Source organism: Bacteroides neonati (assembly GCF_000499785.1).
GTDB lineage: Bacteria > Bacteroidota > Bacteroidia > Bacteroidales > Bacteroidaceae > Bacteroides > Bacteroides neonati.
This window is the reverse complement of the sequence record NZ_HG726020.1, coordinates 561,120-574,137: the sequence shown is the minus strand read 5'-3', so window position 1 is coordinate 574,137 and position 13,018 is coordinate 561,120. Positions and strand designations below refer to the sequence as shown.

Annotated in this window: 13 protein-coding genes; 10 read left to right on the top strand and 3 right to left on the bottom strand. The window is 50.2% G+C overall.

The genetic code is table 11. The features are described 5' to 3' along the window. Positions 1-155: 155 nt before the first annotated feature. Positions 156-2,240, bottom strand: coding sequence for a BT4734/BF3469 family protein (locus TY03_RS05445; RefSeq protein WP_042368063.1), 2,085 nt, complete (start codon positions 2,238-2,240; stop codon positions 156-158). A gap of 102 nt (positions 2,241-2,342) precedes the next feature. Beyond that, positions 2,343-2,573, bottom strand: a complete 231-nt coding sequence (locus TY03_RS05440) for a DUF4248 domain-containing protein (protein WP_042368061.1) — start codon at positions 2,571-2,573, stop codon at positions 2,343-2,345. A 183-nt stretch (positions 2,574-2,756) separates the two neighbouring features. On the opposite strand from TY03_RS05440, the gene TY03_RS05435 reads away from it, so the two are divergent. The 8 genes from TY03_RS05435 (at position 2,757) to hisB (ending at position 9,174) form a co-directional block, all read left to right on the top strand. After that, positions 2,757-3,209: an HU family DNA-binding protein gene (locus TY03_RS05435; protein WP_042368059.1), complete on the top strand. Its 453-nt coding sequence runs from the start codon at positions 2,757-2,759 to the stop codon at positions 3,207-3,209. A 40-nt stretch (positions 3,210-3,249) separates the two neighbouring features. Further along, positions 3,250-3,516 carry a hypothetical protein gene (locus tag TY03_RS05430; protein WP_187373981.1) on the top strand — a complete coding sequence of 89 codons (267 nt, stop codon included), beginning with the start codon at positions 3,250-3,252 and terminating at the stop codon, positions 3,514-3,516. Next, positions 3,513-3,959, top strand: a complete 447-nt coding sequence (locus tag TY03_RS05425) for an N-acetylmuramoyl-L-alanine amidase (protein ID WP_042368056.1) — start codon at positions 3,513-3,515, stop codon at positions 3,957-3,959. Before TY03_RS05430 ends, TY03_RS05425 begins: the two co-directional genes overlap by 4 nt. Before the next feature lie 164 nt (positions 3,960-4,123). Beyond that, positions 4,124-4,615: a PaaI family thioesterase gene (locus TY03_RS05420; RefSeq protein ID WP_042368055.1), complete on the top strand. Its 492-nt coding sequence runs from the start codon at positions 4,124-4,126 to the stop codon at positions 4,613-4,615. Between the two features lie 226 nt (positions 4,616-4,841). Continuing rightward, positions 4,842-5,693 (top strand): ATP phosphoribosyltransferase, encoded by an 852-nt coding sequence (gene hisG, locus TY03_RS05415; RefSeq protein WP_042369195.1) that lies wholly within the window; start codon positions 4,842-4,844, stop codon positions 5,691-5,693. Continuing rightward, the gene (hisD, locus tag TY03_RS05410; RefSeq protein ID WP_042368054.1) at positions 5,690-6,979 is read left to right on the top strand and encodes a histidinol dehydrogenase; all 1,290 of its coding nucleotides are present in this window, start codon (positions 5,690-5,692) and stop codon (positions 6,977-6,979) included. Before hisG ends, hisD begins: the two co-directional genes overlap by 4 nt. 36 nt (positions 6,980-7,015) lie before the next feature. Next, positions 7,016-8,056, top strand: coding sequence for a histidinol-phosphate transaminase (gene hisC, locus TY03_RS05405; protein WP_042368052.1), 1,041 nt, complete (start codon positions 7,016-7,018; stop codon positions 8,054-8,056). Then, complete coding sequence (gene hisB, locus TY03_RS05400) at positions 8,053-9,174, top strand: bifunctional histidinol-phosphatase/imidazoleglycerol-phosphate dehydratase HisB (RefSeq protein WP_042368051.1); 1,122 nt, start codon at positions 8,053-8,055, stop codon at positions 9,172-9,174. The genes hisC and hisB overlap by 4 nt, the downstream gene beginning before the upstream one ends. 23 nt (positions 9,175-9,197) lie before the next feature. Here hisB and TY03_RS05395 read toward each other — a convergent pair whose 3' ends face one another. After that, on the bottom strand, positions 9,198-11,123 hold the full coding sequence (locus tag TY03_RS05395; protein WP_042368049.1) for an NAD(+) synthase: 1,926 nt from the start codon (positions 11,121-11,123) through the stop codon (positions 9,198-9,200). Between the two features lie 239 nt (positions 11,124-11,362). On the opposite strand from TY03_RS05395, the gene TY03_RS05390 reads away from it, so the two are divergent. After that, positions 11,363-11,926, top strand: coding sequence for an RNA polymerase sigma-70 factor (locus TY03_RS05390; RefSeq protein WP_042369193.1), 564 nt, complete (start codon positions 11,363-11,365; stop codon positions 11,924-11,926). 74 nt (positions 11,927-12,000) lie between these two features. After that, positions 12,001-12,975 (top strand): FecR family protein, encoded by a 975-nt coding sequence (locus TY03_RS05385; protein WP_042368048.1) that lies wholly within the window; start codon positions 12,001-12,003, stop codon positions 12,973-12,975. Positions 12,976-13,018 lie beyond the last annotated feature (43 nt).

Below are 13,018 nucleotides of genomic sequence, written 5' to 3'. Positions count from 1 at the left end.
CATATCAGCTATTTGCCCGAAGGTGTGAGGGAGGATGAGGGACGATGTTAACCTTTGTATTTTAAAAAATAAAAAATAAATAAAAGTAAAAAGACAGGGTATATAAATTAATGAAACGCCCCTCACATCCCTCACATCCCTCACACTTTTGGGTGCTACAGATGGAGGCGGTTTGACTTGATCTGTTCTATGTCAATAACATATACATAGTAACGGCGTCCGTTTCTGCTGGTTACATATTCAAACTTGTGCTTACTTAATATTCGTCCCATTTGAATTTTTGCCCCCGTACTATATAAATACCCTGTTCGCTCCCGGATCAACTCGGCTATCTCGCTTACGGTAAGATAAACGGGGAGTTCAAACCGTTCGGGTTTGCGAATGTGAGTGAGCAGCAACTCCTCTTCGGGCGTGTGGAAGAGGAAGTTTTCATTGTTTGCTTCGATCAGGTGATTCTCCTCGGGCGTAAACCAGTAGCGGTAGTCGGGCTTGTGCATGAGGTGCTTGAGTTGCGCATAGAGTTGTCCGTAGTCTATCTGTATAAATTCGATGTGGATCACGGTGAAGCAAAGGAAGCGGCGGTTGCCGGTGGTGTCGCGCAGCACCTCGGGATAGTTGCACGTGCCGGCAAACGAAGCCATGTGCGGAAAGTTCTGCGAACGGCGGGCGTAGGGCAGGCGAATGCTGATGACCTTGCGCGTGATGAGGTCTTTGAGTAGATTCATCTCGCGACTCGTCATGCCCTCAAACTCGTCGAGGTTGATGAGCATTGATTGCGCCACACGTGCCAGATCGTCTTTGTTGGTGGGGTTGATGATCCCCGTCGACAGGTATTCGTGTAGTTGTGGCGGCAGCAGGTTGTTGATAAAGGTGGTTTTGCCCACGTTTTGTCCACCGCAAAGCAGCAGTACGGTGTGGTTTACGATACTGTCGTTGGTGGCTGCGGCAATCATGGCCACGAGGTATCGCTCCAGGCACTCGCGCCAAAAGTCGGGGGCGGTGGTTACTACGCTTTGGGCCAGCCGGCCGATGTGGTCGTTGCCGTCCCAAGGGGGAAGCTCGTTGAGATAGGCACGTATGGGGTGGTACGTATCGCTGAAGTCGGAGTAAAGCAGGTTCTGCACCACCTTGCTGCTACACGCATATCCCGCTTCGTTGAGCTGAGCCCAGATGCTGTTTTCGATTCGTTCATCGAGCAGAACAAAGGGTGCTTTATCCGTACCTTTTTCGCGGTATTCCATGCAACAGCGCACTACATTGTAACGCAGATCGTAACGTCGGGTGATGTATTGCTCCATGTGCAATATACGTTTTTGGGTATCGTTGAGGTGGCGGGTATTGTGTTCCTCGGTGTGCGAGTAGGCGCTTTGTAGTAAACCGCCGAGCTCCTCGGCCGACAGACCGCCAAATTGGTTGCCGATAAACGTAAGTGCCTCGCTATGCGATACTCCGTAGCGGTTGTACTGGCAGGCCAACTTAAACAGATAGCTATTGCGATTGCCCTCTTCGTAGGTTTCGGACTTATTGTAATAGTACCACAGCGTAACGAGGAGTGAGTGCTGATGCGTTGTGCTTTCGGCCGTTGCTTTTGCAGTCGGTTGAGCGGCTTGTTTAGCTGTTCTTTTTGCAGGCGTATCGGATTGATTCGTGTCGATGGTTATGCTCGAGGCTTGGGGGTTGTAATAGGCATTGGGGTCGTGCGAAAAGAAACAAGTGCGCCCCACATCCTTGCCCGAGGTGTCGATCTTTGCCCCGCACAATGTGGCGTAATGTTTGGCTACCTGCCTGTAGGCCATTGCGTGAAAGATTTTGATCTCTTTGATGCTTTCGGGTAGTGTGTTGTCGAAGTGCGAGACGCGAGTCACGATCTTGATCCCATATCCTTTGGGGCTGACGAACGAGAGCATGGTATGGGGACTTTCGTTGATGATTTTCACAATGCGCAACAGCTCCTGCGTCGTGAGGTTGTCAATGTCAATCACTACATGGCCTGTATAGTCGACTATGTTGACGTCTTTGCGTCCTCCGCTATAACGTGCCGCAAAAGTGACACTGTCTAACTTTCTTTTCTTCCTTTCGGCTTCTTCTTTGTTTCCGGCATCGATTAGTGTACGAATTTCGGTAATCTGATTCAGATATGCATCTCCTTGTATGCGTGCTACAATTTCATCCATGGTTAGCTCGGATACCGGATAGTTAAATCTGTGGAAAAGGGTAAAGCGTTTAATTGTTTCTTTCATAGGATTTTAATGAATTAGTAAGGTGAAACATTCACAAATAAAGAATATGCCCATCAAGGTGAAAGAAACTTTTTCTTTTTCGAGAGAAAGTTTCTTTTATATTTATGGGGTACCCAGGTATCGAACGATGGTTTCAACATGACGCGGGGTGAGTATGCGGTTGCGCGCTTGATAACCAAGCTCTTCTAGTTCGCCACAGAGCTTTTTGTTTTGTATAATCCAGCGACGCATCACCTGTAGTGCACCTTTGAGACAAAGCGTTGGGTTGTACAAGTGTGCCAGTTCGGCCTTGGTATAGGCACGGATGATAAATTCTTCTTGATTCTTTTGCATGATATTGTATGTTGGTTATGCTATAAATATACTGATAATAAATGACTTATCAAAGTTGTGTACCTCCTTTTTATCATGAAAACTTGTTAAACTTCGTTGCATCTTCTTGCTTGTTTTTAATAACCTATTTTTGCTTTATCAAACGAGAGATAGTTTTATTATTCATTTAAAAATGTAAAGATTATGGCAATTACTATTCCCTATTCGGTTGTGCCGAGAAAGAATCCTTTGAAGAAGGACGATCCGGCGAAGTATTATGCTCAGGCACAGGCCTCGGGCGAGTTGGATTTTGAAGAGATGTGCGAGGCTATCACCAATCGCAGCACCTGTACCGAGACCGATGTGCGTGCCGCCATTGCCGGCATCATCTACGAGGCTAAGCGTGCCTTGAAGGCAGGGCGTATCGTTCGTCTGGGCGATCTGGGCAGTCTGCAAATGGGACTTTCGAGCAGCGGCGTAGCGGTGAAGAAAGAGTTCAGTGTATCGCTCATCAAACGGGCGCGCATTAACTTCCGTCCGGGCAAGGCACTGACCGACATGACCAAAGTGCTTGTCTACACTCGCGTGCTGACGCGTGCCGAACAAATGCTTGATGATGGCGACCCTGAGGGCGAACCCGAAAACCCGTTTGAATAATCGTAGTATTTATTAAAAAAAACGTAGCAAGATGAAAGGAATTTTAGAGAAATTGATGGAGTGTGTATTGGTTATTCTTCCGTTTTTCAGAAAGAAGGATGCCAAGCGTATCAAGGAGTTTAGCGACCTGATTATGGGGCAGTACGAATTTCTGGTCGACCAGCTGGAGAAGGTGCTCAAAGATTATTTTGAACTCAGCACCAAGGTCAAGGAGATGCATGCCGAGATATTCGCTCTCAAAGAGCAGTTGGCGCAGGCAATGACGCAGCGGTGTTGCAGCAAGGAGTGCAAAGACAGGCAGCCATGAGAGCAATTGCGCTGATCGTGATTCACTGTTCGGCCACCCGTGCCGACAGTGATTTCAGTGCCCGCGATGTAGATACGGCTCATCGTTTCCGCGGATTCTCCTCGGGCGGATACCATTACTACATCCGAAAAAGCGGAGAGGTGGAGCCGATGCGCCCCGAAGATACACCCGGTGCGCATGCCCGCGGATACAATGCGGTGAGCCTAGGTGTATGCTATGAGGGTGGGCTCGATGCTAACGGCCGCCCTGCCGATACCCGCACGCCCCACCAACGCAGGGCATTGCGCACGCTGGTGGGCGAGCTCTTGCAACGCTATCCCGATGCGCAGGTGTTGGGGCATCGCGATCTGAGCCCCGATAGCAATTACAACGGCATCGTCGATCCTTGGGAACGCATCAAAGAGTGTCCCTGCTTTGAGGTAAAAGCCGAGGTGTGGGAGTGATGCCCGGCTGATTGACGGGAAGTGATTCGAATCGTCCGGAGGTTTTTTAGCGTGGTATCTTTAAAAAATCTCCGGAGGTTCTTTTAAAATCTCCGGACTATTGGTGGTTCTTCGGACTTTTCTTTGTACTTTTATATTTCTATATAAAAATAAAATCAACCGGTATGAAAAAGATTATAAATCCTTGGAAAGAGGTCGAAGGTTACAACTGCTTCGGCTGTGCGCAGCAAAACCAGGCGGGACTGAAAATGGAGTTTTACGAAGACGGCGATGAGGTACTGAGCATCTGGAAGCCCCGTCCCGAGTATCAGGGCTGGATCGATACGCTGCATGGAGGTATTCAGGCCGTACTGCTCGACGAGATATGCGCCTGGACCATTGTGCGCAAGCTGCAAACCACCGGGGTGACCTCGAAAATGGAGACACGCTACCGCAAGCCAATAAGTACCGACGACTCGCACATTGTGCTGCGGGCTACCATCCGCGAGGTGAAACGAAACGTGGTGCTGGTCGAAGCCAAACTCTATAATCAATATGCCGAGTTGTGCACCGAAGCCCTGTGCACTTACTTCACCTTTTCGAAAGAGAAAGCCAAAGAGGAGATGCGCTTTCTCGGCTGCGAAGTCGAATCAGAAGAGATTCTTCCGTTGATTTGAAATTAAAATCGAACTTTTTGTGATAAATGTTTGTTAGTTCGAAACAAATGCTTTACTTTTGTCGCTGTAATATTGAAAACAATGAAATATACAACTACACATCATCATCATCATTTTCCTAACGAATAACTCGGTGGGCGTGAATGATATTGTGTAAACAATGACATAGAAGCGAGGCTTGCCGATGAGGCGAGCCTCTTTTTTTTTAAAAAATAACGAAGAAATCATGCTAAGAATTGCAGTACAGGCCAAAGGCCGCCTGTTTGAAGAAACAATGGCCCTTTTCGAAGAATCGGATATCAAACTGGGTGCTACCAAGCGCACGTTGTTGGTGCAGTCGTCCAACTTTCCCATCGAGGTGCTGTTCCTCCGCGACGACGATATTCCTCAGTCGGTAGCCACCGGAGTGGCCGATCTGGGCATCGTGGGCGAGAATGAATACGTAGAGAAGGGCGAAGATGCAGAGATCATCAAACGCCTCGGCTTCAGCAAATGCCGCTTGTCGCTCGCCATGCCCAAGGATATCGACTATCAAGGTGTGTCGTGGTTCAACGGTAAGAAGATTGCCACGTCGTATCCCGCCATCCTGAACAGCTTTATGAAGAAGCACGGGGTGAAGGCCGAAGTGCACGTCATCACCGGATCGGTAGAGGTAGCTCCCGGCATTGGGTTGGCAGACGCCATCTTCGATATCGTGAGCTCGGGCTCTACGCTGGTGAGCAACCGCCTCAAGGAGGTAGAGGTGGTGATGAAGTCGGAAGCGTTGCTGATCGGCTGCAAGCAGATGAGCGAGGAGAAGCGCGAGGTGCTGGCCGAGTTGCTGTTTCGCATGGATGCCGTTAAAGCTGCCGAAGATAAGAAATACGTGCTGATGAACGCTCCCAAAGAACATCTGGAGGAGATTATCAGTGTGCTGCCCGGCATGAAAAGTCCCACGATTATGCCGTTGGCACAAGAGGGCTGGTGCTCGGTGCACACGGTGCTCGACGAGAAACGATTCTGGGAGATTATCGGCAAGCTCAAAGCACTCGGAGCCGAAGGAATCTTGGTACTACCCATTGAAAAGATGATTTTATGAAACTGATTAACTACCCCTCGCCGGAAGAGTGGGCGGAGGTGCTCAAACGCCCTGCGCTCCATACCGAGCAACTGTTTGATACCGTTCGCACCATCATAGACCGGGTTAGAGCCGAAGGCGACCAAGCTGTGATAGATTACGAAGCCACGTTTGATAAAGCGGTGCTTACCTCGCTGTTGGTTACCCCCACAGAGATCGAGGAGGCAGTGGCGCGCGTCGATTCGACCCTCAAAGAGGCTATCTGTTTGGCCAAACGGAACATCGAAACGTTTCATGCCGCACAGCAATTTACCGGGCGCAAGGTCGAAACCATGCCGGGCGTAACCTGTTGGCAGAAGGCGGTAGGCATTGAGAAAGTAGGGCTCTACATTCCCGGAGGAACGGCACCGCTCTTCTCTACGGTGCTGATGTTGGCTGTTCCGGCGCGCATAGCCGGTTGCAAGGAGATTGTGCTTTGTACGCCCCCCGACAAGAACGGGCGGATTCATCCCGCTATTCTCTTTGCCGCACAACTGGCAGGGGTTAGTAAAATCTGTAAGATAGGAGGCGTGCAAGCCATTGCCGCCATGGCCTACGGCACGGAGAGTGTGCCGCGGGTGTACAAGATATTCGGTCCGGGCAATCAGTACGTCACCGCTGCCAAGCAGTTGGTGAGCCTGCGCGACGTAGCCATCGACATGCCTGCCGGCCCTTCGGAGGTGGAGGTGCTGGCCGATGCTTCTGCCAATCCGGTGTTTGTGGCGGCCGACCTCTTGTCGCAAGCCGAGCACGGAGCCGACAGTCAGGCGATACTGATCACGACCTCTGCCGAGTTGCAGCAAGCTGTGCTCGCAGAGGTGGAGCGACAGTTGCAGGAGCTTCCGCGCCGCGAACTGGCTGCGCAGTCGCTTGCCCACAGCAAGCTCATTCTGGTGAAAGACATGGACGAGGCCATCGCCATGACCAATGCCTATGCACCCGAACACCTCATCGTCGAAACCGAAAACTACCTCGAGGTAGGCGAGCGGGTGGTCAATGCCGGTTCGGTATTCTTAGGCTCGCTGTCGCCCGAGAGTGCGGGCGACTATGCCTCCGGAACCAATCATACGTTGCCCACCAACGGATACGCCAAGGCGTACAGCGGTGTGAGCCTCGACAGCTTCATCCGCAAAATCACCTTTCAGGAGATTCTGCCTCAGGGCATGGCGGCCATCGGTCCGGCTATCGAATGTATGGCGGCCAACGAGCAGCTCGATGCCCACAAAAATGCCGTAACGGTGAGACTGAACAGCTTGAAGATGAAATAGAAACAGTATATATAACACTTAATCCGACTTTCTGCCATGAGAACGTTACAAGAACTGACCCGCCCCAATATATGGAAGCTAAAGCCTTACTCGTCGGCACGCGATGAGTACAAGGGAGCTACCGCCTCGGTGTTTCTCGATGCCAACGAGAATCCTTATAACCTGCCCCACAACCGCTATCCCGACCCCATGCAGCACGAGCTCAAAGCGGTGCTAGCTCCGATCAAGCACGTGCGCCCCGAGCAGATCTTTCTGGGCAACGGCAGCGACGAAGCCATCGACCTGCTCTTTCGTGCTTTCTGCGAGCCGGGCACGGACAATGTCGTTGCCATCGACCCTACCTACGGTATGTATCAGGTGTGTGCCGATGTAAACAACGTGGCGTATCGCAAGGTATTGCTCGATGAGCAGTTCCAATTTACCGCCGACTCCCTGCTGGCGGCTGCCGATGCACACACGAAACTCATCTTTCTCTGTTCGCCCAACAACCCCACGGGCAACGACCTGTCGCATACGCAGATCGAAATCCTGCTGAACCGTTTCGACGGGTTGGTGGTGGTCGATGAGGCCTATATCGATTTCTCCTCCTTGCCCTCGTTTGCCGGGATGCTCGATCGCTATCCCAACCTCATTGTGCTGCAAACATTCTCCAAGGCATGGGGCTGTGCGGCCATCCGTCTGGGCATGGCATTTGCCTCGCCCGAGATTATCGGCATACTGAGCAAAATCAAGTATCCGTACAACGTAAACCAACTCACCCAGCAGCAAGCCCTTGATATGCTAAGCCGCTACGAGGAGATAAACGAGTGGGTGCAGACCCTCAAAGCCGAACGCGAGGTGCTGATGCGGCAGGTAGAAGCCTTGCCGTGCGTGCTTCGGGTCTTTGCATCGGATGCCAACTTCTTCTTGGCTCGGGTAGATGATGCTTCGCGCATCTATACCTATTTGGTAGACCGGGGAATTATTGTGCGCAACCGCCATTCGGTATCGCTTTGTGGCAACTGCCTGCGCATTACCATCGGCAATCCGTTCGAAAACAGCCAACTGATGGAGGCATTAAAAAACTATCGCTCATGAAAAAAGTACTATTCATCGACCGCGACGGTACGCTCGTTGTCGAGCCGCCTGTCGACTATCAGCTCGACTCGCTCGAGAAACTGGAGTTCTACCCCAAGGTGTTTCGCAACCTGGGTTTCATCCGCAGCAAACTCGACTTTGAGTTCGTCATGGTGACCAATCAAGACGGACTGGGAACCGACTCTTTCCCCGAAGCGACCTTCTGGCCTGCCCACAACCTGATGCTGAAAACACTGGCTGGCGAAGGCATTTGCTTTGACGACATACTGATCGACCGTAGCTTTCCCGAAGACCATGCGCCGACGCGCAAACCGCGTACCGGGATGCTTGGCCGATACCTCGACAACCCCGAGTACGACCTGGCCGGAAGCTTTGTGATAGGCGACCGCCCCACCGATGTGGAGCTTGCCCGGAACCTCGGTTGTCGCGCCATCTACCTGCAAGAGAGCACCGAGCTGCTGCGCGAAGCCGGGCTCGAATCGACCTGTGCACTCGCTACGACCGACTGGGATCGCATTGCTGAGTTTCTCTTTGCCGGCGAGCGCAAAGCCGAGGTACGACGCACGACCAAGGAGACCGATATCTTCGTTGCCCTGAACCTCGACGGTAGCGGGCAGTGCGATATCCGTACCGGTTTGAGTTTCTTCGATCACATGCTCGAACAGATCGGCAAGCACTCGGGCATGGACTTGACCATCCGCGTCAAAGGCGATCTCGAAGTAGACGAACACCACACCATCGAAGATACAGCCATCGCCTTGGGCGAGTGTATCTATCAGGCACTGGGTTCGAAACGGGGCATCGAACGTTATGGATATGCCTTGCCGATGGACGACTGCCTTTGTCAGGTCTGTCTCGACTTTGGTGGACGGGCGTGGTTGGTCTGGGAGGCGGAGTTTCGCCGCGAAAAGATAGGAGAGATGCCTACCGAGATGTTTCTGCACTTCTTTAAGTCGCTGAGCGATGCTGCCAAGATGAACCTCAACATCAAAGCCGAGGGGCAGAACGAACACCACAAGATCGAGGGCATCTTCAAAGCATTGGCGCGCGCGCTCAAAATGGCGATGAAACGCGATATTTATAACTTCGAACTACCCTCGAGTAAAGGCGTTTTGTAAGGATCACGTCATAGTAAAGCTTTCTATAAGTTCTCTATTTCGCGCAGCCAGGCAGCCGAACTGGCATCGCTCGGCATGCGCCAATCGCCTCGCGGACTGATGGAGATGCTTCCCACTTTCGGCCCATCGGGCAGACAGGAGCGTTTGAACTGCTGGTTGAAGAACCGGCGGAAGAACGTGCCCAACCACTTCTTGATCGTTGCCCGGTCGTATATCTCGCCAAAGGCAACCGAGGCCAGCAAAAAGATCTTCGAGGGGCGGAAGCCGAAGCGCAGGAAGTAATAGAGGAAGAAGTCGTGCAGCTCGTAAGGGCCTACCAAGTCCTCAGTTTTCTGACTGATCTCTCCGTTCTCGTCGGCAGGAATCAGTTCGGGGCTGATCGGCGTATCGACAATATCGAGCAGCGTGGCGCGCGATTCATCGTCGATGCCATGTTTAGCTACCCATTGCACCAGGTATTTGACCAGTGTTTTGGGAATACTTCCGTTGACACCGTACATCGACATATGGTCGCCATTGTAGGTAGCCCAGCCCAGAGCCAGCTCCGAGAGATCGCCTGTGCCGATCACCATGCCGCCTGTTTGGTTGGCTACGTCCATCAATATCTGTGTACGCTCGCGTGCCTGCGAGTTCTCGTACGTCACATCGTGCAGGTTGATATCGTGGTCTATATCCTTGAAATGCTGAATGCAAGCCTCGCGTATGCTGATTTCGCGTATCGTGATGCCGAGCGTCTGCATCAGGCTGTGAGCGTTGTTGTAGGTGCGGTCGGTGGTTCCGAAGCCCGGCATGGTGATGCCTATGATGCCTTGGCGCGACCATCCCAGTTTATCGAACGTTTTGATGCAGACCAGCAATGCCAGTGTAGAGTCGAGCCCGCCCGAGATACCGATCACTGCCGAGCGCGCAGCCGTGTGCACCAGTCGTTGTGCCAATCCCGCTACCTGAATTGAGAATATCTCCTCGCAACGCTCATCGAGTGCGTGCCCCTGAGGCACGAACGGGTGCATCTTAAAGGTGCGTGTCAGCTCGAGTGGCTTGCTGTTGACCGCTTCGGTGGTAATGCGGATCGGTTCTTTGCCCGGCAGGTTGCCTTTATTGGCAGCAAAGGTAGTGTTGACGCGGCGCTCGGCACGCAGGCGTTCCACATCGATCTCGCTGATGATGAGCTGCTCTTCGAGGCTGAATCGTTCGTGGTGTGCCAGCAGTGTTCCGTTTTCGTAGATGAGCCCGTTGCCGGCAAAGACCACATCGGTAGTCGACTCGCCAAAGCCGCACGACGAGAAAACATATCCCGCTATGCACCGGGCCGACTGCTGGCTGATGAGCGAGCAGAGGTATTGATGCTTGCCGATGCCCTCGTTATCGGCCGAGAGGTTGAAGATGATCTCGGCACCTTGCAGTGCCAGCGCAGAGCTCGGTGGGATGGGCGACCATAGATCTTCGCATATTTCGATGGCAAAAGTAGCCTGTGAGGTCTCGAACAATAGATTGGTGCCCATCGGTACTACCCGGCCGCAGAGTCGTACCGTGGTTTCGCTCACCTGCAAGGCGGATGTAAACCAGCGTTGCTCGTAAAACTCTTTGTAGTTGGGCAAATAAGTTTTCGGTACCACGCCCAGCACCTTGCCTTTCTGTATCACTACAGCAGCGTTGATGATGGTTGAGTTAACGACGACAGGCATCCCCAGAATCGAAATAATATCGAGCTGACGGGTTGTGTTGAGTATCTGCATCAATGCCATCTCTGCCTCTTCGAGCAGTAGTTGCTGTGCAAACAAGTCGCCACAGGTATAGCCCGTGATACACATCTCGGGGAAGGTGATAATCTGCACCCCCTGCTTATCAGCAGTTGCTATGAGGCTTTCAATCTTTTGGGCGTTGAATTGGCAGTCGGCTACTTTTACCTGCGGCACTACTGCAGCTACTTTCACAAATCCGTAGTTCATCTTTTCCTTATTTATATAATGAATTGCAAAAATAAGAATTATAATTGAGATCAAATGGCAATTGAATAGGAAAAACCAATCCGCCCCCTTCATCGTACCGTGTAGGTAGGTTATAAATTACAATAAGATCTTTTAACTTTTTAATAGATTTACCTTCCAATTTTAAAATGTATATTTGTGAAAACAAATCTAAAGAAACGTTTTGCTTGACGGGTAGTATCGCATCTAATGAAGAAAAAATGCATAAACTAAACACGGAAGACCTTGTCGTATTTAATAAGCTCTACGAAGAATACCATCTGCGTTTCTTACGTTTTGCAAACTCGTATGTCAGAGATAACCATGTTGCCGAAGACATCACAACAGAGGCACTGATGTATTATTGGGAAAACCGGCATAGCGTTGATGCCCAATTGAGTATCCCGGGCTATATACTGACCGTTATCAAGCATAAATCATTGAACTATCTGCGCCATGTGGCGATTCGCGAGGAGTATTCCGAGCAGATGAAAAACTACTACCAATGGGAGTTGGATAGCCGTATCACCTCATTGGCAGCGTGCGAGCCTTACGCATTATTCACCGGCGAGATACAGGCGATTGTTGAATCGACCCTCAACAGTCTGCCCGAACAAACCCGTAGAATATTTATAATGAGCCGCTACGAACATAAATCGCATAAAGAGATAGCCGCACAATTAAACATTACGACCAAGGGCGTAGAGTTCCATATGGGCAAAGCTTTTAAAGTGCTGCGTGTAAACCTGAAAGACTATTTTCTACTTTTTCTCTATTTTTTCTAATACACCGCTAGGGATATTATTGCCTCAAGTGCTATCATTAGTATAGCCCCTAAAGGTGTATAGTATATTAAAGAATGGAGAGAGAACAATTATATAAGTTTTTTGAAGGAACGGCTTCGGTCGAAGAGGGAATGAACATCAAATCGTGGGTAGAAAACAGTGCAGAGAATGAGCAGGCTTTTTATGAGGAAAGAAAGATGTTCAATGCGTTGGTGCTTCATAGCAACCTGTCCCCCGATAGCACCCTTGCCGCTAAGGAAGAAAAGAAAAGTACATTTTCGAAACCGAAAACGCTCTGTCGGTCTATACTGAAAGTAGAATGGCTGAAGATGGTAGGAGTTATGCTTCTTACCTTATCTATTAGTTACTTCTACCAACAATACAAGCAATCCTTGTATCCGCAATCAATGAATATTGTTTCCGTACCTGCTGGACAGCGTGCCAATGTCACGCTTCCCGATGGTAGTAATGTATGGCTCAATGCACGTACTACCATACAGTATGCCAACTCCTTTAACGACAATGAGCGTGTTGTGATTTTAAAAGGAGAAGCCTACTTTGATATAACCAAAGATGAAAAACGCCCGTTTGTTGTACAAACCGAAAAATACAATGTAGAGGTATTGGGCACTCAGTTTAATGTGTCGGCCTATCCAGGACACGAAGAGTTTGAAACAGCCCTGATGCACGGCAGTGTGAAGATAAACCGTCCGGCTGATCCGAACCAAAGCATCCGGCTCGTTCCCGACCAGAAGGCTGTTTTGAAAGATGGTAAACTTGAAGTTACCAAGCTTGATAATTACGATGCCTATCGCTGGAAAGAGGGACTGATCTGCTTCAAAGACGAAGCCTTTTTAGATATCATGAAATGCTTTGAAAAATATTATGGTGTCGAGATAATCATAAACAATAAAGAAGCACTCAAATACTATTATACCGGAAAATTCAGACAGGCAGACGGTATTGACTATGCGCTCAATATATTGCAGAAAGATATTAATATAAAATATACAAAGACAAATGATGGTTCGATTATCTATATCAACTAAATACATTAATCACCCCTTAAAAATGAAAAGCCTATGAAGTAAT

Excerpts from the sequence above, each read along its gene's own strand:
- TY03_RS05445 (WP_042368063.1), bottom strand. The coding sequence starts at position 2,240 with ATGAAAGAAACAATTAAACGCTTTACCCTTTTCCACAGATTTAACTAT.
- TY03_RS05440 (WP_042368061.1), bottom strand. The coding sequence starts at position 2,573 with ATGCAAAAGAATCAAGAAGAATTTATCATCCGTGCCTATACCAAGGCC.
- TY03_RS05435 (WP_042368059.1), top strand. The coding sequence starts at position 2,757 with ATGGCAATTACTATTCCCTATTCGGTTGTGCCGAGAAAGAATCCTTTG.
- TY03_RS05425 (WP_042368056.1), top strand. The coding sequence starts at position 3,513 with ATGAGAGCAATTGCGCTGATCGTGATTCACTGTTCGGCCACCCGTGCC.
- TY03_RS05420 (WP_042368055.1), top strand. The coding sequence starts at position 4,124 with ATGAAAAAGATTATAAATCCTTGGAAAGAGGTCGAAGGTTACAACTGC.
- hisG (WP_042369195.1), top strand. The coding sequence starts at position 4,842 with ATGCTAAGAATTGCAGTACAGGCCAAAGGCCGCCTGTTTGAAGAAACA.
- hisD (WP_042368054.1), top strand. The coding sequence starts at position 5,690 with ATGAAACTGATTAACTACCCCTCGCCGGAAGAGTGGGCGGAGGTGCTC.
- hisC (WP_042368052.1), top strand. The coding sequence starts at position 7,016 with ATGAGAACGTTACAAGAACTGACCCGCCCCAATATATGGAAGCTAAAG.
- hisB (WP_042368051.1), top strand. The coding sequence starts at position 8,053 with ATGAAAAAAGTACTATTCATCGACCGCGACGGTACGCTCGTTGTCGAG.
- TY03_RS05395 (WP_042368049.1), bottom strand. The coding sequence starts at position 11,123 with ATGAACTACGGATTTGTGAAAGTAGCTGCAGTAGTGCCGCAGGTAAAA.
- TY03_RS05390 (WP_042369193.1), top strand. The coding sequence starts at position 11,363 with ATGCATAAACTAAACACGGAAGACCTTGTCGTATTTAATAAGCTCTAC.
- TY03_RS05385 (WP_042368048.1), top strand. The coding sequence starts at position 12,001 with ATGGAGAGAGAACAATTATATAAGTTTTTTGAAGGAACGGCTTCGGTC.